21 protein-coding genes and 2 tRNA genes are annotated in these 24,330 nt (G+C 65.8%); 12 read left to right on the forward strand and 11 right to left on the reverse strand.

The annotated features are described in order from the left end of the window. Nucleotides 1-54: 54 nt before the first annotated feature. Nucleotides 55-1,362, reverse strand: coding sequence for a serine--tRNA ligase (gene serS, locus ACZ1J6_RS08910; RefSeq protein WP_431568767.1), 1,308 nt, complete (start codon nt 1,360-1,362; stop codon nt 55-57). A 120-nt stretch (nt 1,363-1,482) separates the two neighbouring features. Then, a tRNA-Val gene (locus ACZ1J6_RS08915) sits at nt 1,483-1,557 on the reverse strand. An 88-nt stretch (nt 1,558-1,645) separates the two neighbouring features. On the opposite strand from ACZ1J6_RS08915, the gene ACZ1J6_RS08920 reads away from it, so the two are divergent. Next, on the forward strand, nt 1,646-1,933 hold the full coding sequence (locus tag ACZ1J6_RS08920) for a DUF3297 family protein (RefSeq protein ID WP_132262013.1): 288 nt from the start codon (nt 1,646-1,648) through the stop codon (nt 1,931-1,933). 101 nt (nt 1,934-2,034) lie between these two features. Here ACZ1J6_RS08920 and ACZ1J6_RS08925 read toward each other — a convergent pair whose 3' ends face one another. Then, entirely contained in the window at nt 2,035-2,691 is a 657-nt protein-coding gene (locus ACZ1J6_RS08925) for a CHAP domain-containing protein (protein ID WP_431568768.1), read from the reverse strand. A gap of 178 nt (nt 2,692-2,869) precedes the next feature. Here ACZ1J6_RS08925 and der point away from each other — a divergent pair, with 178 nt between their 5' ends. Continuing rightward, entirely contained in the window at nt 2,870-4,246 is a 1,377-nt protein-coding gene (gene der / locus ACZ1J6_RS08930) for a ribosome biogenesis GTPase Der (protein WP_132262016.1), read from the forward strand. 56 nt (nt 4,247-4,302) lie between these two features. Here the strand turns inward: der and ACZ1J6_RS08935 are convergent, their stop codons facing one another. Beyond that, nucleotides 4,303-5,457 carry an AI-2E family transporter gene (locus tag ACZ1J6_RS08935; protein ID WP_132262018.1) on the reverse strand — a complete coding sequence of 385 codons (1,155 nt, stop codon included), beginning with the start codon at nt 5,455-5,457 and terminating at the stop codon, nt 4,303-4,305. A 117-nt stretch (nt 5,458-5,574) separates the two neighbouring features. On the opposite strand from ACZ1J6_RS08935, the gene ACZ1J6_RS08940 reads away from it, so the two are divergent. Beyond that, the gene (locus ACZ1J6_RS08940) at nt 5,575-7,722 is read left to right on the forward strand and encodes a prolyl oligopeptidase family serine peptidase (protein WP_431568769.1); all 2,148 of its coding nucleotides are present in this window, start codon (nt 5,575-5,577) and stop codon (nt 7,720-7,722) included. On the opposite strand, the gene ACZ1J6_RS08945 is transcribed toward ACZ1J6_RS08940, so the two are convergent. The 5 genes from ACZ1J6_RS08945 to ACZ1J6_RS08965 form a co-directional block, all read right to left on the reverse strand. Beyond that, nucleotides 7,709-8,767 carry an NAD(P)H-dependent flavin oxidoreductase gene (locus ACZ1J6_RS08945; RefSeq protein WP_431568770.1) on the reverse strand — a complete coding sequence of 353 codons (1,059 nt, stop codon included), beginning with the start codon at nt 8,765-8,767 and terminating at the stop codon, nt 7,709-7,711. The two genes, ACZ1J6_RS08940 and ACZ1J6_RS08945, sit on opposite strands and share 14 nt — an antisense overlap. A gap of 23 nt (nt 8,768-8,790) precedes the next feature. Next, on the reverse strand, nt 8,791-9,276 hold the full coding sequence (bfr, locus tag ACZ1J6_RS08950) for a bacterioferritin (protein ID WP_132262021.1): 486 nt from the start codon (nt 9,274-9,276) through the stop codon (nt 8,791-8,793). 114 nt (nt 9,277-9,390) lie between these two features. Next, the gene (locus ACZ1J6_RS08955; RefSeq protein WP_431568771.1) at nt 9,391-9,648 is read right to left on the reverse strand and encodes a (2Fe-2S)-binding protein; all 258 of its coding nucleotides are present in this window, start codon (nt 9,646-9,648) and stop codon (nt 9,391-9,393) included. Between the two features lie 7 nt (nt 9,649-9,655). Continuing rightward, the gene (locus ACZ1J6_RS08960) at nt 9,656-10,873 is read right to left on the reverse strand and encodes a DUF418 domain-containing protein (protein WP_431568772.1); all 1,218 of its coding nucleotides are present in this window, start codon (nt 10,871-10,873) and stop codon (nt 9,656-9,658) included. A gap of 159 nt (nt 10,874-11,032) precedes the next feature. Next, a complete protein-coding gene (locus tag ACZ1J6_RS08965; protein WP_431568773.1) occupies nt 11,033-12,037 on the reverse strand; it encodes an SPOR domain-containing protein in 1,005 nt (334 codons plus the stop codon). 398 nt (nt 12,038-12,435) lie between these two features. On the opposite strand from ACZ1J6_RS08965, the gene ACZ1J6_RS08970 reads away from it, so the two are divergent. From ACZ1J6_RS08970 to ACZ1J6_RS08980, 3 genes are read left to right on the forward strand one after another with little or no spacing between them, the layout of a single operon-like run. After that, a complete protein-coding gene (locus ACZ1J6_RS08970; protein ID WP_132262023.1) occupies nt 12,436-13,161 on the forward strand; it encodes a ParA family protein in 726 nt (241 codons plus the stop codon). Nucleotides 13,162-13,163: 2 nt separating this feature from the next. Continuing rightward, a complete protein-coding gene (locus ACZ1J6_RS08975) occupies nt 13,164-13,670 on the forward strand; it encodes a hypothetical protein (RefSeq protein ID WP_431568774.1) in 507 nt (168 codons plus the stop codon). Nucleotides 13,671-13,685: 15 nt separating this feature from the next. Beyond that, nucleotides 13,686-14,939, forward strand: coding sequence for an SPOR domain-containing protein (locus tag ACZ1J6_RS08980; protein ID WP_431568775.1), 1,254 nt, complete (start codon nt 13,686-13,688; stop codon nt 14,937-14,939). A 255-nt stretch (nt 14,940-15,194) separates the two neighbouring features. Here ACZ1J6_RS08980 and ACZ1J6_RS08985 read toward each other — a convergent pair whose 3' ends face one another. Together ACZ1J6_RS08985 and ACZ1J6_RS08990 are read right to left on the reverse strand one after the other, a co-directional pair. After that, on the reverse strand, nt 15,195-16,436 hold the full coding sequence (locus ACZ1J6_RS08985) for a dihydroorotase (protein ID WP_431568776.1): 1,242 nt from the start codon (nt 16,434-16,436) through the stop codon (nt 15,195-15,197). Then, a complete protein-coding gene (locus ACZ1J6_RS08990; protein ID WP_132262027.1) occupies nt 16,433-17,428 on the reverse strand; it encodes an aspartate carbamoyltransferase catalytic subunit in 996 nt (331 codons plus the stop codon). Before ACZ1J6_RS08990 ends, ACZ1J6_RS08985 begins: the two co-directional genes overlap by 4 nt. Nucleotides 17,429-17,607: 179 nt before the next feature. Between ACZ1J6_RS08990 and sppA the strand changes: the two genes are divergently transcribed. The 6 genes from sppA (at nt 17,608) to ACZ1J6_RS09020 (ending at nt 24,307) form a co-directional block, all read left to right on the forward strand. Beyond that, the gene (gene sppA, locus ACZ1J6_RS08995) at nt 17,608-19,491 is read left to right on the forward strand and encodes a signal peptide peptidase SppA (RefSeq protein WP_431568777.1); all 1,884 of its coding nucleotides are present in this window, start codon (nt 17,608-17,610) and stop codon (nt 19,489-19,491) included. Between the two features lie 455 nt (nt 19,492-19,946). Next, nucleotides 19,947-20,030, forward strand: a tRNA-Leu gene (locus tag ACZ1J6_RS09000). A gap of 77 nt (nt 20,031-20,107) precedes the next feature. Then, nucleotides 20,108-21,685, forward strand: a complete 1,578-nt coding sequence (gene tig / locus ACZ1J6_RS09005) for a trigger factor (RefSeq protein WP_134095014.1) — start codon at nt 20,108-20,110, stop codon at nt 21,683-21,685. 173 nt (nt 21,686-21,858) lie between these two features. Next, a complete protein-coding gene (gene clpP, locus ACZ1J6_RS09010; protein ID WP_132262031.1) occupies nt 21,859-22,527 on the forward strand; it encodes an ATP-dependent Clp endopeptidase proteolytic subunit ClpP in 669 nt (222 codons plus the stop codon). Nucleotides 22,528-22,678: 151 nt separating this feature from the next. Further along, the gene (clpX, locus tag ACZ1J6_RS09015; RefSeq protein ID WP_132262033.1) at nt 22,679-23,941 is read left to right on the forward strand and encodes an ATP-dependent Clp protease ATP-binding subunit ClpX; all 1,263 of its coding nucleotides are present in this window, start codon (nt 22,679-22,681) and stop codon (nt 23,939-23,941) included. 72 nt (nt 23,942-24,013) lie between these two features. After that, on the forward strand, nt 24,014-24,307 hold the full coding sequence (locus tag ACZ1J6_RS09020; RefSeq protein WP_465128054.1) for a hypothetical protein: 294 nt from the start codon (nt 24,014-24,016) through the stop codon (nt 24,305-24,307). Nucleotides 24,308-24,330: the final 23 nt, after the last annotated feature.

Raw genomic sequence — 24,330 nt, forward strand, 5'->3', positions numbered from 1 at the left:
TTTTTCTGCTGCTTTCATTCGTCGCCCCGAAACGGGTTCAGGGCGACGAGGAGTTCAGGTGTGCTTCGAGTCGAGAGCGGCTTCGTGGCCGGCCGTCAGCTTGTCGATCCCGCCCATCCAGGGCTTGAGCGCTTCGGGAACGCGCACCGAGCCGTCTTCCTGCTGGTAGTTCTCCAGAACCGCCACCAGCGTACGGCCGACCGCGAGGCCCGAGCCGTTGAGCGTGTGCAGGAACTCCGTCTTTTTCGAACCTTCCGGCTTGAAGCGCGCGTTCATGCGGCGGGCCTGGTAGTCGCCGCAATTCGAGATCGAGCTGATCTCGCGGTAGGCCGCCTGGCCGGGCAGCCAGACCTCGAGGTCGAAGGTCTTGCGCGCCGTCGCGCCCATGTCGCCGGTGCAGAGCAGCACTTTGCGATAGGGCAGTTCCAGCGCTTGGAGGATCGATTCGGCGGCCGCGACCATGCGCTCGTGTTCGGCTTCCGACTGCTCAGGCGCGCAGATCGTGACGAGTTCCACTTTCTCGAACTGGTGCTGGCGGATGAAGCCGCGCGTATCGCGGCCCGCTGCGCCCGCTTCCGAGCGGAAGCAGGGGGTGAGGGCGGTCATGCGCAGGGGCAGGGCGGCCGTATCGACGATCTCGTCCTGGACCGCATTGGTCAGCGAGACTTCGGCGGTGGGGATGAGCCAGCGACCGTCCGTGGTCCGGAACAGGTCCTCGGAGAACTTCGGAAGCTGGCCGGTGCCGAACACGGCCTCGTCCTTGACCAGCAGCGGCACGATGCATTCCATATAGCCGTTGGTGGCGGTCTGGGTGTCCAGCATGAACTGCGCCAGGGCCCGGTGCAGGCGCGCCATCTGGCCCTTCAGGAACGTGAAGCGCGCGCCGGAAATCTTGGCGCCGGTCTCGAAATCGAGACCGAGTGCCGGGCCGAGATCGGCATGTTCCTTGGGCTCGAAGGCGTAAGTGCCCGGCGTGCCCCATTTCGAGACTTCGACGTTCTCGCTCTCGTCCGCGCCGTCCGGCACTTCGGCGACGGGGATGTTGGGCAAGGCGGCCAGGGCATTGTGAAGCTGGGCGGAGAGGTCCTTCTCCTCGGCTTCGAGCGCGGGGAGTGTGTCCTTGAGCTGGGCGACTTCGGCCTTCAGCGCTTCGGCCGTGGCGCTGTCGCCCTGGCTCATGGCCTTGCCGATCGCCTTCGATGCCTCGTTGCGGCGGTTCTGCCCTTCCTGCATGCGCGTCGCCACCGAGCGGCGCTGCTCGTCGAGGGCGAGGATGTCGGCAGCCACGGGGAGAGCCCCACGGCGGGCGAGGCCGGCGTCGAATCCTTCGGGATTCTCGCGGATCAGGCGGATATCGTGCATGGCGCGCGCTATGCCGCCTCATGCGCGCAGGCGCAAGATTCCAGAGGCTCGTTTCGGCCTGCGAGAAATGGTGATCTTGGGGAAAATGTCCGCCTTGCAAAGGCCATCCCGTAGAAGGGATGGTGGGCGCGGCAGGGATTGAACCTGCGACCCCACCCGTGTGAAGGGTGTGCTCTACCACTGAGCTACGCGCCCGCAGAAGGACTGTGTCCGTTGCGGAAGCGCGCCTCTAGATGAGTCGGATCGAATTGACAAGCGCCCATCTGGAATTAAATCGCGGGGCATGACTGAAGAGACCCAGAACGGCCCTGACGTGCCGCCCGATCACCTCGCCATCAATCCGAAGAGCCCGTTCTTCGATGAGGCAAAGCTTCAGCGCGGCGTCGGTATCCGCTTCAAGGGTACCGTGCGCACCAATGTGGAAGAATACAGCATTTCCGAAGGTTGGGTGCGCGTTCAGGCCGGCAAGACGCTGGATCGCAAGGGCAATCCCCTGACGGTCAAGCTCTCCGGTCCGGTCGAAGCCTGGTACGAAGACCTCGGCGAGGACGCGCCGGTCGCCAAAGTCTGAGGTAAGGGGCCTGAGGTCCGCCAGGGCCTGAGGTCAGCAAGGCCCGATAGGGCCATACCCGGACGGTCGGCCTGTTTCGGCAGGCCGCCGGGCCGGGCGCCTCAGTAGAGGCCGGCGATGATTTCGCCGATGGGGTCGCTGCGGCGGCCCTTTTTCCTTTTCTTCGGTGCCCCTGGCGCGGCCGAGACGTCGTCCAGCCGTTGCAGGGCCGGATCCTGGCCCCCTGCGGGACCGGAATTGGGCCGCGCGTTGTAGATGAAGCCGGAAACCGGCCAGTGCGTGTTGCCGAGGTTGTGAATCGGCGCATACCACACGCGCACTTCGCTCCAGTCGTTCCTGGCCGAGACGTCGAGGACGGTGACGTTCTTCTCGATCCGACCGCGGCTTCCCTCGATCGGGGACCAGTTGGCATGGCTCACCAGGATCGTACGCGAATCGATGACCTTGCTGACCGTGGCGACATGGCCGAGCTGGGAATTGGCGTAAGGCTCCATCGCCATGACGGCGCCGATGCGCGGGGTATGGCCGATGGCATAGCGGCCCTGGGCCTGGCTCCACCAGGTATGGGCATCGCCGAAGATCTGGATGCCGGAAAGCTGGCGTGCATAAGGCACGCACTCCAGGTAATCGGGCTTTGCCACCGCGCCCACGGTGTCATCCGCGCCCGCCAAGGCGTCGTCTATGGCGGAACGGGCACTGGCCGGCGCGATCGTCGCGGCGGCCAGACCCAGTATGATTGCGATCCGGTAACCCTGCATGTGTTCCAATTCTGCCCGGTACGGTTATGGGATTCCTTCAGGGCATGGTTAACGACGAATTAGGAATTTGTTCCCGGACGTCCGGCTTATTTTATTCAATACCGCGCCGCGAGAACGCAGGCGTTTCCATTCCGAAGGAATTCCCCTACGGGCCGGAATCCTTTATCGAGTTATCAACATGCTTCCTCAGGTGATCATCATCGGCCGACCCAACGTCGGCAAGTCCACGCTGTTCAATCGGCTCGTCGGCAAGAAGCTCGCGCTCGTCGACGATCAGCCGGGGGTCACGCGTGACCGTCGCTTCGGCGATGCCGAGTTGCTCGGCCTGAAATTCCAGATCGTCGACACGGCGGGCTGGGAAGACGAAGAAGACCAGACTCTGCCCGGCCGCATGCGCAAGCAGACCGAGGCTGCGCTGGAAACGGCCGACGTGGCGCTCTTCGTGGTCGACGCGCGCGCAGGGCTGACACCTCTGGACGAGGAAATCGGCCAATGGCTGCGCGCTTCGCCGGTTCCGGTGGTCCTTCTGGCCAACAAGGCCGAGGGCCGCGCGGGCGAGGGCGGCGTGCTGGAAGCCTATTCGCTGGGCCTTGGCGATCCGATCACGTTCTCGGCCGAGCACGGCGTGGGCATGGCGGATCTGTTCGAATCGCTGCTGCCGCATCTCGATCCGCTCCAGCCCGAAGAGCCGGAATTCGAAGAGGAGGTGGACGAGGAAGCGCTGCTGCGCCGGCCTCTCAAGCTTGCCATCGTCGGCCGCCCGAATGCCGGCAAGTCCACCCTGATCAATCGAATTCTGGGCGAGGATCGCCTGCTCACCGGGCCGGAAGCGGGCATCACGCGTGATTCGATCACGGTCGACTGGGAGTGGACCGATCCCAAGACGCAGGAGGTCCGCCAGGTCAGCCTGATCGACACGGCCGGCATGCGCAAGCGTGCCAACGTGACGGAAAAGCTGGAGCGCATGGCGGTGGCCGATGCGCGCCATGCCATCGATTTCGCCGAAGTGGTGGTGCTGCTGCTCGATGCCACGCGGGGGCTGGAACACCAGGATCTCACCATCGCCTCCAAGGTGCTGGAAGAAGGCCGCGCGCTGATCATCGCGATCAACAAGTGGGACGTGGCCGAAGGCGCCTCGGCCCTGTTCAACGGCATTCGCGGGGCGCTCGACGACGGCCTGGCGCAAGTTCGCGGCGTGCCGCTGCTGGCCGTTTCGGCACGGACCGGCAAGGGCCTGGACGAGCTGATCGCCGCCGGCTTCTCGATTCGCGAGGCCTGGAGCAAGCGCGTGCCGACCGCCGCGCTCAACCGCTGGTTCGACGATGCGCTCTCCGCCAACCCGCCGCCGGCGCCGGGCGGCAAGCGCATCAAGCTGCGCTACATCACCCAGGCCAAGACCCGCCCGCCGGGCTTCGTGCTGTTCGGTACGCGTCTGGACCTGCTGCCGGAAAGCTATCGCCGCTACCTGATCAACGGCATTCGCCGGGAACTCGGGTTCGATGCGGTGCCGATCCGTCTCAATCTGCGCATGCCGAAGAACCCCTTCGCCAAGTAACGAAAAGGCCGCTGGAGACTGCTCCAGCGGCCTTTTTCATGCCCGTCGTTCGCGTGTCAGGATGGGTGCGCGGCTACCTCGGCGTCGGAAACCGGCGCTTCCGCCCGCTCTTCCTGCTGTTCGATGGCATCGGGCTCCAGCATGCCGTCGCTGTTCTTTATCTCGCGCATGAGCGTCCAGACGGCGATGAACAGGGCGGCGATCACCGGGCCGACGATGAAGCCGTTGAGGCCGAAGATCTGCAGGCCGGCCAAAGTGGCGATCAGCACCACGAAGTCGGGCATGCGTGTGTCGCGGCCGACCAGGATCGGACGCAGGATATTGTCGATCATGCCGATGACGAACAGGCCGCAGAAGGCCAGCACCGCACCTTGCCACATGTGGCCGGTCGCCAGCAGATAGCCCGCCATGGGGACCCAGACGAGGCCGGTGCCGACGGCGGGCAGTAACGAGAAGAAGCCCATCATCACGCCCCAGAGCAGCGAGCCGTCTATCCCCAGCAGCGAGAAGATCACGCCGCCGACCAGGCCCTGCGCCACGGCGACCACGACCGTCCCCTTCATCGTCGCACGCACCACGATCACGAAATTGCTCACCAGCCGGTCGCGCAAGTGCGGGCGCAAGGGCATGGCGTCCCGGATCAACCGTCCATAGCGGTCGCCGTCGCGCAGCAGGAAGAACGTGAGGTAGAGCATCACGCCCAAGGCCGCGAGGAAGCTCAGCGCGCCCTGTCCCACCGAGAGGAGCCGGGCGGCAAGGCCCTGGAGGCCGTTGGCGATCCCGGCGCCGAACTGGCGGCGCAAGTTCTCGAAATCGGTGAGGCCGTAGCGGTCGATCAGGCGCTCCAGCGATTCGGGCAGGGCGGCGCGGACTTGCTCCAGCATGTGCGGGATGTCGATCTGGCCGCCGCGGACCTTTTCGTAGATCGTCGTGACTTCCTGGACGAGGCTGACCCCGAGCAGGATGGTGGGAATGATGAAGAGCGCGAGCAGCAGCAGCAGCATGAGGCCCGCCGCCAGGCTCTTGCGGCCGCCGAACCGGGTGGCCAGCTTCGCCGTGAGCGGCTGAAACAGGATCGCGGCCACTACGCCCCAGAGCACGGCGCCGAAGTAAGGCAGCAGCAGCCAGACGAAGGCCGCGGTAACGAGGATGACGAGAACGCCGAAGCCGTAGTCCTCGATGGTATAGGGGGGGCGTTCCGGTTGCTCCATGCCTGCCTCTTAGCATGATTCCCGCCGCGGCAAGGTCGCCGGCCGAGGTGACTGGATTTTTCACGAAGTCTGGGCAAGACAGGGGGCATCCTCCCATTCGAGAAGGAGCATTCCATCTTGCCGCATACCCTTTCGCGCGCCTTTGCCCTGCGCGCCGCCGTTCTCGCGCTCTCCTGCGCCGTCGTTCCGCTCTCCTCGGCCTTCGCCGCGGACGAAGCCGGGGCCGGACGGGCCGCCAAGACCTCCAAGGGTCCGGAGCGCGGCTTCACGCCTGACGACCTGTTCAAGCTTTCGGGCGTCACCGACCCGCAGATATCGCCCGACGGCAGCCGGATCGCCTACGTTCGGGCCGCGGCCGATGTGATGACCGACAAGGTCGTGCCCTCGATCTGGCTGGTCGATACGGCAAGCGGCGTGCAGCGGCCGCTTGTGACCGGGGCGGGTGCCCATTTCTCGCCGCGCTGGTCGCCGGACGGCAAGCGCCTGGCCTTCGTTTCCAGCGACGGGACGGGCGCGCCGCAGCTTTACGTGCTCTGGCTGGATGGCGGCGCCAAAGTGAAAGTGACGGGGCTGCCTGACAGCCCCGGCGCGCTGGCCTGGTCGCCGGACGGGCGCCAGATCGCCTATACCATGCGGGTTCCGGGAGAGGCGCCCAAGATGGGCGCGCAGCCCTCGCAGCGCCCCGAAGGCGCGCAATGGGCCGAGCCGCTGCAGGTGATCGACCGCGTGACATACCGTGCGGACGGCGGCGGCTATGCCCAGCCCGGCTACGACCACCTGTTTCTCGTATCGGCCGACGGCGGCGCGCCGCGCCAGCTGACTTTCGGAGACTTCGACGACGGCGGTCCGCTGTCGTGGACGCCGGACGGCAAGCGCGTGGTCTTCAGCGCCAACCGCCACGAGAACTGGCAGCGCGACATCAACAATTCCGAAGTCTACGCGCTCGACATCGCGAGCGGCGCGGTGACGGCGCTCACCAGCCGCAACGGCCCCGATGCCGGCGCGATGGTCTCGCCAGACGGCAAGCACATCGCTTACCTCGGCTATGACGACGTCAACCGGTCCTACGAGAATTCCGACCTCTACCTGATGAACAGCGACGGTTCGGGATCGCGGCTGCTGATCAAGGGGTTCGACCACTCGATCGACGCGGTGAACTGGTCCGGCAATTCCGCGATCATGATCCAGTATGACGATCATGCGAGGACGTATGTGGCCCGCGTCGGGCTGGACGGTTCAATGAAGACCGTGGTCGAGGGGCTCAGTCCCGGAGACCATTTCGACCGGCCCTATACGGGCGGTGCGTTCAGCGTCTCCGCCAATGGCCGCGTGGCCTATACCTCCGGCACAACCCAGCGCCCGGCCGACCTTTGGGTCAGCAATGGCGGGACCGGCCGCAAGCTGACGGACCTCAACGGCACCTGGATGGACGCCAAGGCCCTGGCGCCTGTGCGCAAGCTGGCGGTGACCGCGCCTGACGGCCGCGCGATCGACGCATGGCTAGTGACGCCGCCGGGCCTGCCGGCGGGCCAGAAGGCGCCGCTGATCCTGGAAATCCATGGCGGCCCCAACACCGCTTATGCGCCGGGCTTCTCCACCGACTACCAGCTCTACGCGGCGCACGGCTACGCGGTGCTCTATACGAATCCGCGCGGCAGCACGTCCTACGGCGAGGCCTTCGCCAACCTGATCGACCGGGCCTATCCCGGAACCGATTATGACGACCTCATGGCCTCGGTCGACGCGGCGATTGCCGACGGGGTGGCCGATCCGAACAACCTCTTCGTCACCGGCGGATCGGGCGGCGGCGTGCTGACGGCCTGGATCGTCGGCAAGACGGACCGGTTCAAGGCGGCGGTGACGCAGAAGCCGGTCATCAACTGGATCAGCGAGGCACTGACGATGGACGCCACGCCGTTCACCTCGCGCTACTGGTTCGACAAGAAGCCCTGGGAAGACCCCATGGAGTATTGGCGCCGCTCGCCGCTGAGCCTGGTGGGCAACGTCAAGACGCCGACGATGGTGGTGGTGGGCTCGGAAGATTTCCGGACCCCGGTGAGCGAGGCGGAGCAGTATTACGCCGCCTTGCAGATCCGGGGGGTGCCGACCGCGCTCGTCAAGGTGCCGGGCGCCAGCCATGGCGGCATTGCCGCGCGGCCTTCGCAATCGGCCGCCAAGGCTTCGGCGATCCTGGCCTGGTTCGACAAGTATCGGACCGACGGGCAGTCGGCCGCGCCGGGAGCCGGCGCGCCTAAGGGCGAGTAGCGGAAAGTTCGGCGGCGAGCTGGGCGACCAGCTCCGCCGCCGGCATCGAGCGGGACAGCGGCGCGCCCTGTCCCGCCCATTGCGCGCCGAACAGGGGTTCTCCCTGGGCCTTGGCGGCAGCGTTGAGCGCTTTACCGGCGTGATAGGTGCGCGGATAGGCGGGGACGGGCGGCAGGTCCGCGCGCTCCCCGAGTTCCGTGAAGCGGTTGGCAAGGCACCGGGCCGGACGGCCGGAGATCGCCCGCGTCATCACCGTATGCCGGGCCGCGTCGGAAGCAAGCAGGGCGCGATAACCGGCATCGGCGTTGCTCTCCGGACAGCCGACGAAGGCCGTGCCGAGCTGCGCGGCAACCGCGCCGAGATCGAGTGCGGCACGTATGCCCGCTCCGTCCATGATGCCGCCAGCCGCGACAACGGGCAGCTTGCCCCAAGCGGCCAGCAGGCGGACCAGCGCGAAAGTGCCGAGCCGATCGTCGGGCGCGGCGGGGTCGAACATGCCGCGATGGCCACCGGCCTCCCAACCTTGCGCCACGAGCACGTCGATGCCCGCGCTGCGCGACAGTTCGGCTTCCGCCAGGCTGGTGACGCTGCCGACAAGCAGGCAGCCAGCCTGCTTGAGCGCCTGGATCGTTGCGGCGTCCGGCAGGCCGAAATGGCAGCTGACCACGGCGGGCTTCGCTTCCAGCACGACTTCGAGCATCGCGGCATTACCGGCGAAGCTCTCGTAGATGGTCTCCAGTCCCGTGGGCGGCGCTGCGCCAAAGGCGGCAAAGCTGGGCGCGAGCGCCTCCAGCCATGCCGCTTCCACCGCCGGTTCGGCGGCGGGCGTTTCGTGAACGAAGAGATTGAGATTGAAAGGCCGCTGCGTGCGGCTGCGCAAGTCCGCGATCTGGCGGCGGGCCTCGTCGGCTCCGATGGCGCCGAGGGCGAGCGATCCGAGCGCTCCGGCATTGCAGACTTCCGCGGCGAGAGCGGGCGTGGACGTGCCCGCCATCGGCGCCTGTACCAGGGGAAGGGAGAGACCGAGGCGCGCGAGAAAATCCATGTCTGCTCGCGCGCCGTCCGGGCTTACTCTTCTTCGCCCGCCGGCTTGCTCTGCAGCTGGCAGTAGTTCTGGATGCCCATGCGGGCGATCATGTCGAACTGCTTTTCGAGGAAGTCGACGTGCTCTTCCTCGCTTTCGAGGATGCGGGCGAAGATTTCGCGGCTGACGAAGTCACGCACGGTCTCGCAGTGGGCGATGGCGTCCTTGAGCAGCGGAATCGCGTCGTATTCCAAGGCGAGGTCAGCCTTGAGCACTTCCTCGACGCTTTCGCCGATGCGCAGCTTGCCCAGCGCCTGGAAGTTCGGGAGACCTTCGAGATAGAGGATACGATCGGCCAGCACGTCGGCGTGCTTCATTTCGTCGATCGATTCGTGGCGTTCGTATTCGGCGAGCTTCTTGATGCCCCAGTTGTCCAGCATGCGGTAATGCAGCCAGTACTGGTTGATCGCGGTCAGCTCGTTGAAGAGCGCCTTGTTGAGAAAATCGATGACCTGCTGGTCGCCCTTCATGGGAGATGCTCCTGAATCTGTTCGGGCGGGTTTATGGCCCTTTCAGACCTGTAAGGCAAGCAGGCACGCGAAAACACCCGGCCGAGGCCAGGTGTAACCCGCCTTGTTGCAGGGTCAGGCTGCCGCGCTCAGGGGCGCGTCGGCGCTTGCCGATTCCTCGGCGATAATGTCTTCGGCTTCGTCCAGGCACTGTCCGCACTGCGGCGCATGTCCGAGAGCACCGTAAAGCGCGGTGGCATCGCCGCGGCAGCAGCGGGCTACGGTGCGCAGGTCGGTCTCACGAATGGCATTGCAGATGCAAACGTACATGGTGCGAATCCTCTTGAGGACCATCATATGCAACTGCAAATGGATCGCAATAGCGTTCTTCAACTTCCTATCAAGCCATTGCCTTACGGCGATTTTTAAGGCGTTTTTGCTCTACCAGGGACCGCCAGAGCAGTTCCAAAGGGCCTCTGCGATAGCGACTCAGCCAGGGTTCGCTCCACGCCAGCATCACCATCCAGCCGATAAGAACCAGCGCCCACTGGTCTGCCGGGCCGAGCTTTCCGAACAAGCCCAGGCCCCATCCGTAGAACAGTGCACACATGAGCAGGCTGGTGCCGATGTAATTGGTGAAGGCCACTTGCCCGGCCGCGATGATCCGCAGGCCCGCGCGGGTTTCGAGCAGGTGCGGCGTCGCCCATACGATCGCCGCGGCGTAACCAAGCGCCGTCAGCAGGTGGGCGGGCCAGAGTCCCTCGCCCAGCAGCATGGCCATCGCGATCGGCGGAAAATGGCGCGGCCAGGCCCAGGCGAGCACCAGCACGGTAAACGCTAGGCCCGCCGCCGTCGCGCCGATCCGAAGCCGCCGCATCCACGCCTCCGGCCAATCGCCGCTGAAGAAACCGCTGCGCATCAAAACGACCCCGACCAGCATCAGCGGCAGGACTTCGCTCCAGGCATGGGCCGTCATGGTGAAAAGCCAGAACGGGTCGCCGCGCAGCTTGCCGAGTGCGATGTCCAGGAAACCGCCGTGGTAAAGCTGCGCCTGGGCGAAGTCGTTGGCATTGTAGAGGTCCAGGCGCGCCAGCACCTCGCGGTGCTGGCCGGCCGTAGCCGTGCCGATTCGCAAGGCTTCTTCCGCGCGCACCAGCGGAAGCATGGACCATAAGTCGATCACGGTGGCCGTGACGATCACGCCCGCCGCCAGGCCCAGCAACAAAGGGCAGGGCAAGCGGCGAACGAACAGCACGGCTATGCCGCAGCAGCCGTAGACGAACAGGATGTCTCCCCACCACAGCAGCCAGTAGTGCAAGGTGCCGAACACCATGAGCCAAGCCAGGCGGCGGACCTGCAGCACGTCGCCCTCGCGCCCGGCTGCGTCCATGCGCTCGCACTGGAGAGCGATGCCCGCGCCGAACAGAATGGCGAAGAGCGCGCGCATCTTGCCTTCGAAGAACAGGAAGCCGACGGCCCATGCGGCTTCGTCGGCCATGCTGGCGTGGCCGGGAAAATCGGGCGTCAGCGCGCCGAGGCTGGGTCCGGCGAAACCGGATATGTTGATGGTGAGGATCCCCATGACGGCAATGCCGCGCACCAGGTCGAGCGAGGCCAATCGTCCACCTGTCCCGGACGGCGGCCGTGGCATCGACGCGCGTGCACCTGCCCGGGCACTCCGGCCCGCGATGGCTTTCAGCATTCCTGGTCTCCCTGAGAGGAAGACTAGGCGATCAGCCGTGGCGCGTCCACGACGACCTGCAGGGCAGGGGTATGACTACGAGGTGACGATGCATTCGTGACCGGAGGCTTTGAGCGCGCCGCAGGCGCGGTCGGCCTGCGCCTTGCTGGCGAAGCCGGCGGCATAGAGCTTGGTGAGCTTTCCGGCCGGTACGAGCTGGCGCTTGCTTCCCGTCATTTCCGGGCGCTTCGACAAGGAGGCCCAGAGCTTTTCCGCATTCCCGGGAACGCCGAAGGCGCCGAGCTGGAGGCGCCAGATGCCGCCGCTCGCCGCGGCCGGAGCAGGGCGCGGCGCGGCTTTTGGTTCCACGGGTTTCGGCGCGGGCGGGGGAGCGGGGCGGGCGACCGGCTGGGCGGCCGCGACTCTTGGCGGCGCCTTCGCGGCAGGCGATGGCGCGCGGTCGGCCGGGCGCGCGATGGCGGGCAGGGTATAGTCGGCACCGGTGCGGGCGGGGCTGTCCGGGGCGTTGGCGATTCTCGTCGGCGTGGGCGCGCGCGGACCCGTTCCCAGCTCGGCCCCCGCGGTTTCGCGGGTGCGGGTCGCATCGGCCTGCGCTGTAAGCTGGGCGGCGAGCGCTACGCTTTTCTGACGGTCTGCCAGCGGAATATGCTCGTCCATCTGGGCAAGGGCATTGGCGGCCTGGGGCAGCCCTGCGCGCTGGGCCATGCTCACCAGGGCATAGGCCCTGACCCAGTCCTTCTCCACGATGTCGCCGTTGAAGTGCGCGACACCCAGGATATATTCGGCCCGCGCGTCTCCGCGCGCGGCGGAACTGCGCAGATAGGGCATGGCTTTCTGGCGCTCTCCACGCTGGAACAGCATGAGGCCATAAGTGTCGGAAGCCTGGACATGGCCTTGCGCGGCGGCCTTGCCGTAAAGTTCTTCCGCCTTGCCGAGGTCTTCGGGAACGCCGCGCCCCATCTTGTAGGCCTGAGCCAGGTTGAACTGGGCGTCGGCATCGCCCTTGTCGGCCAGCGGGCGCCATTGCTGGACGGCGGCGGCGTAGTTTCCGGCGGACCAGGCCTCGACTCCTGCCTTCACGCTCCCGGCCTTTACGTCAGCCAGGGCAGGAGCAGCGGCAAGACTCGCAAGCGCGGCAGCCAGTCCGAGGTGCAGGGGGAGACATGATAGGGCGCTTCGATTTTTCCGCACGTCTGCTGGCCTCGATTTCCTGACTAAGGTCCGGACATGGTAAGCGAAGGCACTCACCGGATCATCCGGATATCCCGAAAGATGCCCATGGAAGGGCGAAATTCGCGTTAACTCCGATGGTAAACGAAAAATCCCGGACCTGGCGTAGGCGGCCAAGCGGCAAGTGCCTGAAACGGCGGCGGGGTTAACTCTAAATTAGGAACGATCTGCGATCCAGCCCTCTGTGAGAAACTGAATTTTCCGAGCCGCCGATCTTTCGGCGCGGGGTTCCTCAGGGGGTAACGGCTTTGCGCGTACTGGCATTGGCATCGCAGAAGGGTGGTTCGGGCAAGACCACGCTTTCCGGGCACCTCGCCGTGCAGGCGCAGCGCGCCGGCGCCGGGCCGGTCGTCCTGATCGACATCGATCCGCAAGGTTCGCTCGCCGATTGGTGGAACGAGCGCGAGGCCGACTATCCTGCTTTCGCCCAGACCACCGTGGCCCGCCTCTCCAGCGACCTTCAGGTCCTGCGCCAGCAAGGCTTCAAGCTGGCCGTGATCGATACGCCGCCCGCCATCACCATGGCGATCCAGAGCGTCATCTCGGTCTCGGAACTGATCGTGGTGCCGACGCGCCCCAGCCCGCACGACTTGCGCGCGGTGGGCGCCACCGTCGACCTTTGCGAACGCTCGGGCAAGCCGCTGATCTTCGTGGTCAACGCCGCCACCCCGAAAGCGCGCATCACGGCCGAGGCCGCCGTCGCGCTTTCCCAGCACGGCACCGTCGCTCCCGTCACGCTGCACCAGCGCACCGATTTCGCGGCGTCGATGATCGACGGCCGCACCGTCATGGAAGTCGATCCCAACGGCCGTTCCGCGCAGGAAGTGACCGCGCTGTGGAACTACGTTTCGGACCGTCTCGAACGCAATTTCCGCCGCACCGTCTTCTCGGCACCGCAGTTGACCGGCCAGCCGATCATGCCCGGCGCGGCACGACCGATCGGTGGCTTCGGCCGCCGCGTGGCAGGATCCTGATCGTGACCGGCTTGAGCGAACACGGCTTTGCCTCGCTGACGCCCGGGCTGCTGGCCCGCAAGGGGCGCGCCCGCCCGGCGATGCGGCGCCAGGATGCCGTCAACCTCGGCGCCACGAGCCTTTCCGTCGCCGGTGCGCGGATGGAAGACCTTGGCTGGAACGACTGGGGCCAGAACGATGAGGTCCAGACCGATGGGGGCCAAAACGATGTGGTCGAGCTGGTCGGACCGAGTGCCGAACTGCCCGCTTCGGCGCCCGCGCCCGACGTGCTGCGCCAGATCGACGAGCTTGCCCAGCGCCTCGGCCGCATGACTGTCCAGAGCCGCTCGGCTGCTGTCGAGGGTCGACGCGCCGCCTTTACCCTGCGCCTCGATGCAGATCGTCACTTCCGGCTGAAGATGGCCGGCGTGCTGCTGAACCGCAGCGCGCAAGTGCTGGTTACCGAGGCGCTCGACAAATTCCTTTCCGAAATGCCGGAAATCGCCATGCCCGTCGGCGGGCGCAGCTGAGCCAGGGCCCGATCGATGCAACCCCTCAACTTCCGTGCCCGCAGCGCCGCTCTCGCGATCTGCACCGCGATGGCCGCGACGCTCCTGGTGAGCTGCGCAGGACAGGCGCCTTTCGCCCGCGCCGGTGCTTCGGCCGCCCCGGTTGAGCCGGGGGACAAGGATCTTGCCCGCGCGGAGCAGCGTGTCACCCGCTCGCCGCGCGATGCTTCGGCCCGCGCTGCGCTGGCCCAGACCTACCTCTCTGCCGGACGCTTCGATTCGGCCGCCACCACTTTCGAGGATGCCATTGCGCTGGGCGACCAGAGCCCGCGCACCGGCCTTGGCGCCGTGCTGGCCTATGTCGGCGCGGGTCGCGGGGCTGAGGCCATGGCCGTGCTCCAGCGCTTCCAGAACAAGCTGCCGGCCAGCGACTACGGTCTTGCCGTCGCTCTTGCCGGTCGTCCAGCCACTGGCGTGGATATCCTGACCGGCGTCGTTCGCGGCGGTGACAATACGCCCAAGGCGCGCCAGAACCTGGCCTATGCCTATGCCCTTGACGGCCGCTGGCGCGAGGCCCGCCTGATCGCCTCGCAGGACGTTCCGGCCGACCAGCTCGACGCCCGTCTTGGTGAATGGGCGCGTGCAGCCCGCCCGGACCAGTCGCAGGCGCGGATCGCCGGCCTGATCGGTGCGCCGCTGCGCGCCGATCCGGGGCAGCCTGCGATGCTTGCGCTCAATGCTCCTGCCGCTGGGCCGCGGATGGCCATGGCCGAAGCGCCCGCATCGGCTTCGCCCGAAGCGGAACTTCCACCCGTTCAAACCGGCGAAACTTTCTGGGGTGCGAACCAGCCCGAAGAGATTCAGCCGGTTTCTCCGGCGCCTGCGCCCATGCCGGCTGCCCGAGTCGCCGCGCCTGTGCGTGTGGCCACCGCGCGTCCGGTTCGTCCGGTGGCGGCGGCCAAGCCGCAGGTCGCTCCGGCCAAGGCCTTGATTTCGGCTACGCATCTCGTCCAGCTCGGCTCGTTCCGGACCATGGACGGCGCCAAGCGGGCCTGGGGAATTTTTCAGTCGCGCAACCCGGCCCTTCGGGGGCATGATTTGCGGATTACCGAGGCGAAAGTGAACGGCCAGACTTACTACCGCGTCGCGGCGGGCGGTTTCGACCAGCGTGCGGCCCAGTCCGTCTGCGCCAGCGTCCGGCAGGCCGGCAATCCTTGCCTTGCCTATGCGCAGCAACGGCCGCTACCCGGCGGCGTCGGTGCGAATCAGATGCGCCGCGCCGAGCTTTAGAGTTTCCGCGGGGGCTTTGCCCCTCGCACTTGAGTTCCATGTGAACCTAAACGGCTCCTGTCTTCGGACAGGGGCCGTCTTTTTTGGTTTCAGGGAAGTTAAAAAAGTGAAAGCGGCGGCCGGTCAGGCGCTCTTCGCGATGCCAGCAGAACGCCTGCCGGGGCCACAAAGGGGCGGCAGACGGACATATTCCGCGAGAAATGGAGGGTCGGCGGAGGGGGCAGGGGTCATTTGCCCCTGCCATCACGCGCCTGCTTACCTGGCCTTTACGGCGACCCCGCCCTTGAACAGCGCCAGCACGCGGCCCTGGACAGGCTGCTTGTCGAACGGCGTATTGCCGGCGGCAGCGGCCATCTTGTCCGAATCGACGATCCACGGCCGATCGGCGTCGATCACGGCAATGTCCGCCTCGGCCCCAACTTCGAGCTTGCCCGCATTGACGCCGAGCAGCTTCGCCGGGTTGGTCGCGATCAGTTCGAAGGCGCGGGAGAGTGAGATCACGCCGTCGCGCACGAGGTTCATCGTCAGCGGCAGCAAGGTCTCGGCGCCGGCCATGCCCGGCGCGGAATCCGCGAAGGGCAGGCGCTTGTCCTCAGGGCCGCGCGGATCGTGACCTGAGGCGACGACGTCGATCGTGCCGTCCCCGATCGCCGCGATCACGGCCTTGCGGTCGTCTTCCGAGCGCAGCGGAGGCGAAAGATGCGCGAAAGTGCGGAAGCCCGCCAGCGCGAGGTCGGAGAGCATGAAGTAGGCTGGCGTGACACCTGCCGTGACCTTGAGCCCCCGGTCCTTGGCCCGGCGCACGAGGTCCAGCCCTCTTGCGGTCGTCACCTTGCGGAAGTGGATGGCCGCGCCGGCCAGTTCGGCCAGGGCGATATCGCGGGAGATGGCGAGGGCTTCGGCTTCGGCAGGCGCGGACGGCAGGCCGAGACGGGTGGCCATTTCGCCGGAAGTGGCGACGGCCTTGCCGGTGATTCCCGCATCTTCCGGATGGGCCAGCACGACCATGCCGAGCATCCCGGTATATTGGAGCAGGCGCAGCATGGTGCCCGAATCGGCGATCCACTGGCGCCCGGTGGTCACGGCCTTGGCGCCCGCGTCGCGCATGAGCGCGATCTCGGCGAGTGCCTTGCCTTCGAGGTTCTGGGTCGCCGCGGCGAGCGGATGGACCCAGAGGTCCGGCTTGCCCGATTGCGCCGCGAAGCGGACGCGCGCCGGCACGTCGAGCGGCGGGTTCTGGTCAGGCATGAGCGCCGCGCGGGTGATGCCGCCGAAGTGGAACGCGGGCTTGTCGATGGCGAAGACGCCGATGTCGACGAGGCCGGGGGCGATCAGCCGGCCGCGCGCGTCGTGAACTTCGTCGCCCGGCTGGGGCGTGACGTCAGCGCCGACGGCGGTGATGAAGCCGCCTTCGCTGCGCAGCGCGCCCGGGGCGATGGTGCCATCGGGCAGTATCAGCTGGCCGCCGGTCACGGTGAGGGGGGTATTGTTGCTCATGCCCGGGCCTCCCCAGCCCATCCGGGCATTCCGCGCCCTCGTCGGGTCAGGACATCGAGGCAGGCCATGCGCATGGCCACGCCCATTTCGACCTGGGTGGTGATCTGCGAGCGGCCGACGAGATCGGCGACATTGCTGTCGATCTCGATGCCGCGGTTCATCGGGCCGGGATGCATGACGAGGGCATTGCCTTCCGCCTTGGCAAGACGGTCCAGCGAGAGGCCGTAGAGATGGCGATATTCGCGCGGCGAGGGGATGAACTGGCCTTCCATGCGTTCGAGCTGGAGGCGCAGCATCATCACCACGTCGGCGCCCTTCAGCGCGGCATCGAAATCGTGGAAGACCTTGACGCTCATGCGCTCGATATCGGCGGGCAGCAGGGCCGGCGGTGCGCAGACGCGGACTTCGGCACCCAGCGAATTGAGCGCCAGGATGTTGGAGCGGGCGACGCGGCTGTGCAGGATGTCGCCGCAGATCGTCACGCGCAGGCCGTTGAAGGCGCGCTTGGCCTGGCGGATGGTGAGCGCGTCAAGCAGGGCCTGTGTCGGGTGCTCGTGCTGGCCGTCACCGGCATTGAGCACCGGGCAGTCGACGAGGTTCGAGATCAGGTGCACGGCGCCCGAGCTGGCGTGGCGAATGACGATGGCGTCCGCGCGCATGGCGTTCAGCGTCATCGCCGTGTCGATCAGGGTTTCGCCCTTCTTCACGCTCGAATTCGCCACCGCCATGTTGACGACGTCGGCGCCGAGGCGCTTGCCCGCGATCTCGAAGCTCAGCAGCGTGCGCGTCGAATTCTCGAAAAAGGCATTGATGATCGTCAGGCCGGAGAGCAGGTCGCGCCGCTTCTGCGTGCCGCGGTTGAGGTCGACCCATTGCTGGGCCTCGTCCAGCAGGAACATGATCTCGTGCGGGGCCAGGCCGCCGATGCCCACGAGGCTGCGGTGCGGGAAGGCTGCGGAGCCTTCCGGATATGTGAATTCTGGAGCTGTCATCGAAGACAAGGCCTTAGGCTCGGCTCGGAGTCGGCTCAAGGTGTTTTTAGCGCCAAGGCGGATCTTATGGGCACGCACCCTTTCGCATGGGCGGGAGACCGGATTGGCCGATGGCGCCCTCGCTATGGCCGCGCCCGGATAAGGGCGTTATGGCAGGGGATCGAAAGGCTGGTGAATTCATGACGTTCGCGCGCAAGATCTGGAAGCTGCTGGTGGGCGTGAAAGATGCCCTGGCCTTGATTTTCCTGCTGTTGTTCTTCGCGCTGCTCTATGCCGCGCTTTCATCGCGCCCTTCGCCGGGGAAGATCGTGGACGGGGCCTTGCTGCTCGAACTCGATGGCAACATCGTCGAGGAGAAGAGCAACGTCGATCCGCTCAGCCTGCTGATGAGCACGGAATCCACCTCGAGCGAGTTCCAGGCCCGCGATCTCGAACGCGCCCTGCGCCTGGCCGCCAGGGATTCGCGGATCAAGGCCGTGGTGCTGGACATGTCGCGCTTCCTGGGCGGCGGCATGGTGCATATCGAGGAAATCGGCAAGGCGCTCGACGAAGTGCGCAAGGCGGGCAAGCCGGTGCTGACGTTCGCGAACGCCTACGCCGATGACGGCGTGCAGCTCGCTTCCCACGCCAGCGAGGTCTGGGTCGATCCGATGGGCGGCGCCTTCGTGGCGGGGCCGGGCGGCAACCAGGTCTATTTCAAGGGACTGCTCGACCGCTTCAAGGTCAATGCCCACGTCTATCGCGCCGGCACCTACAAGAGCTTCGTCGAACCCTATCTCCGCAACGACATGTCGCCGGCCGCGCGCGAAGCCTATCAGGACATCTACGGCGCGCTGTGGAGCGGCTACAAGGCCGACATCCAGCGGGCGCGACCCAAGGCCCGGCTCGACCAGATGACCGGCGATCCGATGGCCTGGTCGCAGGCGTCGGGCGGCGACTTCGCGCAGGGCGCCAAGGCCGCCGGCCTGGTGGACCGCATCGGCGACATCACCGAATTCCGCAATCGCGTGGCCGAGGTCGCCGGGAAGGACGAGAACGGAGACCTGCCCTTCAAGGCGAATCGTCTGGCCGCATGGCTTGCCGCCAATCCCGAGAAGGGTGAGGGCGCGAAGATCGGCGTCATCACCGTGGCCGGGGAGATCGTCGACGGCGATGCCGGTCCCGGACAGGCGGGGGGCGATCGGATTGCCGACCTGCTGGACGACAATATCGACGAAGGCTTCAAGGCGTTGGTCGTCCGCGTCGATTCGCCGGGCGGTTCGGCCATGGCGGCCGAACGCATCCGCCGCGCCATAGACCGCTACAAGGCGCGCAAGATCCCCATCGTCGTATCGATGGGCAACATGGCGGCAAGCGGCGGCTACTGGGTATCCACCCCCGGCCAGCAGGTCTTCGCGCAGCCCGAGACGATCACCGGTTCGATCGGCGTCTTTGCGGTTGTCCCCAGTTTCGAGAAGACACTGGCCGACTACGGCGTCACCAGCGACGGGGTGAAGACCACGGCGCTTTCCGGCCAGCCCGACATTCTCGGCGGCTTTACGCCCGAAGTGGAAGGCATGCTCCAGGCCTCTGTCGAGAATACCTACCGCAAGTTCGTGGGCATTTCCGCCGCGGCGCGAAAGATGACGCCCGAGAAGCTCGATTCGATCGCTCAGGGCCGGGTCTGGCCAGGGCAGGAAGCGCTGCGCATCGGTCTGGTGGACAAGATCGGCAATCTCGACGCGGCGCTGGCAGAAGCGGCCCGTCTCGGCGGCGTCGGGAATGGCAAGTATCAGGCGGTCTACCTGAAGGACGAGACGGATTCGTTCTCGAAATTCCTGGGCGGGCTGACATCGGATTCCGAAGGACAATCCGCCGCCGCCCTCGATTTCGCCAGCTTTACGGCGCTGCGCCGCCAGCAGCAGTTCGCTCGCGTGACGGAACAGGTCAGCGCGATGTTCACGGCGCGCGGAACCCAGGCCTATTGCTTGGAATGCCCGATCGTTCCGGGCCGTACCAGGCCGAACGACTTGCGCGAACTCTCGGCTCTGGAAAGCCTGGCGCACTGGCTGCGCAAGGACTGAGCAGCAAAAAAGGCGCCGTGTTCCTTCCCGGGGATGGAACGCGGCGCCTGAATTTCCTGAATGGAATCAGTCAGGTGGTGGAAGTTCGACCGGGCCTCTCTCAGGGCGGTCGAAATCGGGTCCGGTCTCGGGAATTTCCGTGGGGGCCGTGGGTTCGTTCGGGTCGCTCGGGGGTACCGGAGTTTCGGGGGGAGTGTCGCCGGGATTGTCGGCAGGCTGGGTTGCCATGTTCGCCTCTCTCTTGCTGATGCTGTTGCAACCCGTGGCGGAGAGGCTTGGTTGCATGGCCGGTGCAGGCCGACTGGCGCATCGGTTCTTCGCATGCGATGCCGTCGCGGCGGGCCGGAACGCCGCAGCGGATCCGTGCGCGACTTGCTCCGGTGCGACTCGCGGCGCTTGCCCTTTTCCGCGTGTCCTTATAAGGGCACGTCCCTTGAGTTTCAGGCTTGATCTTTGCGGGCGTGGCGGAATGGTAGACGCGCTGGTTTTAGGTACCAGTATCGAAAGATGTGGGGGTTCGAGTCCCTTCGCCCGCACCATTACGCCGCCCTGGGGGAGATGAGTCGCGAGAATTGGCCCCGTAAGGCCCGTTGAATTGCACAGGAAGGCATTTGAAATGCAGATCGTCGAAACCACCAACGAAGGCCTGAAGCGCGCCTACACGGTGACCATTCCCGCCAAGACCATCACGGCCCGCGTCGAAGGCGAAATCAAGAAGATCGCGCCGCAGGTGAAGATGCCCGGCTTCCGCGCCGGCAAGGTTCCTGCCAATCTCGTCAAGAAGATGCACGGCGAAGCGATCCACCAGGACGCGCTGAACGCGACCATCCGCGAAGCCATGGACAAGCTGGTCGCCGACCACGCCCTGCGCCCCGCGATGAACCCCGACGTCGCTCTCGGCGAAGGTTACGAGCAGGGCAAGGACGCCGAGCTGACCGTCAGCCTGGAAGTGCTGCCGACGATCGCTGCGCCCTCGCTGGACGGCCTCAAGCTTGAGAAGCTGGTCGTGCCTGTGGCCGAAGACGCCGTGACCGAAGCGGTCGAGCGCATTGCCTCGCAGCAGCAGCGTTTCGAGACCAAGGACGGTGCGGCCGAAGACGGCGACCAGGTGATCATCGACTTCACCGGCAAGCTCGACGGCGTCGAGTTCGAAGGCGGCAAGGCCGAGAAGGCTCCGCTGGTGATCGGTGCCGGTCGCTTCATCCCTGGTTTCGAAGAGCAGCTCGGCGGCATCAAGGCCGGTGAAGAGCGCACCATCACCGTGACCTTCCCCGAGGACTACCAGGCCGCGAACCTCGCCGGCAAGGAAACCACCTTCGACATCGTCGCGCACGAAGTGAAGGCGCCTGCCGAATCGAAGATCGACGACGATTTCGCCAAGGAACTGGGCCTCGAGAGCCTCGAACAGCTCCAGGGCCTGCTCAAGGGCCAGCTCGAGCAGGAAACTGCCGGCCTGACCCGCACCGCGATGAAGCGCCAGCTGCTCGACCAGCTTGCCGCCGGTCATGACTTCGACGTGCCGCCGACCATGGTGGAAGCCGAATTCTCGCAGATCTGGCAGCAGCTCACGCACGAAGCCAGCCACGAGGAAGACCCCGCGGCCGCTCTCGCCGAGATCGAAGCCGAGAAGGACGACTACCGCAAGATCGCCGAGCGCCGCGTGCGTCTGGGCCTGCTCCTGTCGGAAATCGGCCAGGCCAACAGCGTCGAAGTGACCGCCCAGGAAATGCAGATGCTGGTCTCGCAGGCCGCTCAGCAGTACCGTCCGGAAGATCGCCAGCGCTTCTTCGAATATGTCCAGCAGGACCCGATGATGGCCGCCCAGCTGCGCGCCCCGCTCTACGAAGACAAGGTCGTCGACTTCCTGATCGAGAAGGCTGACGTCACCGAGCGTGAAGTGACCCGCGACGAACTGCAGGCCGCTATCGAAGCCGACACCGACGGCGACAAGCCGGCGGAAGCCAAGAAGGCTCCGGCCAAGAAGGCCCCGGCCAAGAAGGCTGCCGCCAAGAAGGAAGACGCTGCGGAAGACGCCGCTGCCGACGCCGACGAAGCCGCTGCCGAGGAAAAGCCGAAGAAGGCTCCGGCCAAGAAGGCTGCCGCCAAGAAGACCGAGGAAGCCGCTGAAGGCGAGGCGGAAGCCAAGCCTGCCAAGAAGGCTCCCGCCAAGAAGGCAGCTGCCAAGAAGGACTGATCCTTCTTTCAGGCTGATGCGCGAAGCGGCCCGGTGCGGAGATTGCGCCGGGCCGTTTTCTTATCGAGGATGGAGAATGTTATCCCACATCCCATCCGCGTTAGATCGTTAAAGCCCTTGAACATCGGCGAAGGGCACGCGACATAGGCGGTCCAAACCAGAAGAGGACTCCCATGCTCGACCTGTTTGGCGCCGCGGGCGCCCAAGGAAAGTTCACTACCGATCCCGTGACCGGCGCGCTGGTGCCGATGGTCGTCGAGCAGACCAGCCGCGGTGAGCGCAGCTTCGACATCTACTCGCGCCTCCTGCGCGAGCGCATCGTATTCATCACCGGCCAGGTCGAAGACCACATGGCCTCGCTGATCGTTGCGCAGCTACTGTTCCTCGAGTCGGAAAATCCCTCGAAGGACATCTCGATGTACATCAACTCGCCGGGCGGCGTGGTGACTGCCGGCATGGCCATCCACGACACCATGCAGTACATCAAGCCGCGCGTTTCCACGGTCTGCATCGGCCAGGCCGCCTCGATGGGCAGCTTCCTGCTCGCCGCCGGTGAGCCGGGAATGCGCATCGCGCTGCCGAACGCCCGCATCATGGTGCACCAGCCTTCGGGCGGCGCGCAGGGCATGGCGTCCGACATCGAGATCCAGGCGCGCGAGATCCTGCGGATGCGCAAGCGCCTCAACGATCTCTACGTGAAGTACACCGGCAAGTCGCTCGACGAGATCGAGAAGGCGATGGACCGCGACACCTTCCTCGAAGCCGAGGAAGCGCTGGCGTTCGGCCTCGTCGATAAGGTCTTCGAAACGCGGCCCGACGGCGACAAGCCGACCGAAGCCTGAGCATGACCGCAAGGTCGGGGCTCCAACGGAGTCCCGACCTTCAGTCCTTTGCAACGGTTGCGGGGATACCCATATCGGTCTCAGGATTGCAAAACCGGCCCCGTCCAAGGTAGACTCGACGAGTCGCCTCGAATGGGCCTAAAGACGGAAAATGACGAAATTGAGCGGATCTGACGCGAAAAGCACCCTCTACTGCAGCTTCTGCGGCAAGTCGCAGCACGAAGTGCGCAAGCTGATCGCGGGACCCACGGTCTTCATCTGCGACGAATGCGTCGAGCTTTGCAACGACATCATTCGCGAAGAGACCAAGGCCGGGATCGCGGGCAAAAAGGACGGCGGCGTGCCGTCTCCCCGCGAAATCTGCGAGACGCTGAACGACTACGTGATCGGGCAGGAACGCGCGAAGCGTGTTCTGTCAGTGGCGGTGCACAACCACTACAAGCGGCTGAAGCACAGCGGCAAGCAGGGCGACGTGGAACTGTCCAAGTCGAACATCCTGCTCGTGGGTCCCACGGGTTCGGGCAAGACGCTGCTCGCGCAGACGCTCGCCAAGACCTTCGACGTGCCGTTCACCATGGCCGACGCCACCACGCTGACCGAAGCCGGTTACGTGGGCGAGGACGTGGAGAACATCATCCTCAAGCTGCTCCAGGCTTCCGACTACAATGTCGAGAAGGCGCAGCACGGCATCGTCTACATCGACGAAATCGACAAGATCAGCCGCAAGGCCGAGAACCCGTCGATCACGCGCGATGTTTCGGGCGAGGGCGTGCAGCAGGCGCTGCTGAAGCTGATGGAAGGCACGACCGCTTCGGTTCCGCCGCAGGGCGGCCGCAAGCACCCGCAGCAGGAATTCCTGCAGGTGGACACGACCAACATCCTGTTCATCTGCGGTGGTGCCTTTGCGGGTCTTGAGAAGATCATCGCCGATCGCCTTCAGAAGCGCTCGATCGGTTTCGGCGCGCATGTCGCCGATCCGGACAAGCGCCGCGTGGGCGAACTGCTCCAGAAGGCGGAGCCGGAAGATCTGCTCAAGTTCGGCCTGATCCCCGAGTTCGTCGGCCGTCTGCCGGTGATCGCGACCCTGAACGACCTCGACATCGAGGCGTTGGTCAAGATCCTGAAGGAGCCGCGCAACGCGCTGATCAAGCAGTATGCGAAGCTGTTCGACCTCGAAGACGTGGAACTGACGTTCACCGACGAGGCGCTCGAAGCGATTGCCCAGAAGGCCATCGACCGCAAGACCGGCGCACGCGGCCTGCGCTCGATCGTGGAAGGGCTGCTGCTCGACACCATGTTCGACCTGCCGACCGAAGGCGATATCGCCGAAGTCGTCGTCGACAAGGACGTGGTCGAAGGCCGCAAGGAACCGGTTCGCGTGCTCAAGGGCGACAAGGCCGAGGCCGCAGCCTGATCCCTGCGAAGCAGGTGGAGACGAAAAAGGCCCGTCCGGTTCTTCCGGGCGGGCCTTTTCGTTGCCCGCAACGTGCCGGTCTGGTCTGACCATGCTCTGGTGTGGGGCGATGACGCGATACCTGTTCGTCTGCAGCCGCAACAAGTTGCAAGGGAGCTCGCCCATAGGGCCAATGTGATCGTGGTCATGGAAAAGGTTCAGCGGCGTAAAGTGCAGCAGACCTTCCGGCGCCACCTCAACCTGCAGCGCATGATCTGCCTCGACATTCCCGACCATTATGCCTTCATGGATCCCGACCTGGTCCTCTTGCTGGAAACCAGGATGGCGCGCCATCTTTCTCACCTGCCGATGCATCACGACGAGTGAGGCTCGGAAGGACCGGGGCCGAA

The sequence above is a fragment of the Novosphingobium sp. BL-S-21 genome (assembly GCF_055521655.1).

Excerpts from the sequence above, each read along its gene's own strand:
- ACZ1J6_RS08990 (WP_132262027.1), bottom strand. The coding sequence starts at position 17,428 with ATGACAGCTCCAGAATTCACATATCCGGAAGGCTCCGCAGCCTTCCCG.
- ACZ1J6_RS08945 (WP_431568770.1), bottom strand. The coding sequence starts at position 8,767 with ATGGATTTTCTCGCGCGCCTCGGTCTCTCCCTTCCCCTGGTACAGGCG.
- der (WP_132262016.1), top strand. The coding sequence starts at position 2,870 with ATGCTTCCTCAGGTGATCATCATCGGCCGACCCAACGTCGGCAAGTCC.
- tig (WP_134095014.1), top strand. The coding sequence starts at position 20,108 with ATGCAGATCGTCGAAACCACCAACGAAGGCCTGAAGCGCGCCTACACG.
- clpX (WP_132262033.1), top strand. The coding sequence starts at position 22,679 with ATGACGAAATTGAGCGGATCTGACGCGAAAAGCACCCTCTACTGCAGC.
- sppA (WP_431568777.1), top strand. The coding sequence starts at position 17,608 with ATGACGTTCGCGCGCAAGATCTGGAAGCTGCTGGTGGGCGTGAAAGAT.
- bfr (WP_132262021.1), bottom strand. The coding sequence starts at position 9,276 with ATGAAGGGCGACCAGCAGGTCATCGATTTTCTCAACAAGGCGCTCTTC.
- clpP (WP_132262031.1), top strand. The coding sequence starts at position 21,859 with ATGCTCGACCTGTTTGGCGCCGCGGGCGCCCAAGGAAAGTTCACTACC.
- ACZ1J6_RS08980 (WP_431568775.1), top strand. The coding sequence starts at position 13,686 with ATGCAACCCCTCAACTTCCGTGCCCGCAGCGCCGCTCTCGCGATCTGC.
- ACZ1J6_RS08985 (WP_431568776.1), bottom strand. The coding sequence starts at position 16,436 with ATGAGCAACAATACCCCCCTCACCGTGACCGGCGGCCAGCTGATACTG.
- serS (WP_431568767.1), bottom strand. The coding sequence starts at position 1,362 with ATGCACGATATCCGCCTGATCCGCGAGAATCCCGAAGGATTCGACGCC.
- ACZ1J6_RS08935 (WP_132262018.1), bottom strand. The coding sequence starts at position 5,457 with ATGGAGCAACCGGAACGCCCCCCCTATACCATCGAGGACTACGGCTTC.
- ACZ1J6_RS08925 (WP_431568768.1), bottom strand. The coding sequence starts at position 2,691 with ATGCAGGGTTACCGGATCGCAATCATACTGGGTCTGGCCGCCGCGACG.
- ACZ1J6_RS08920 (WP_132262013.1), top strand. The coding sequence starts at position 1,646 with ATGACTGAAGAGACCCAGAACGGCCCTGACGTGCCGCCCGATCACCTC.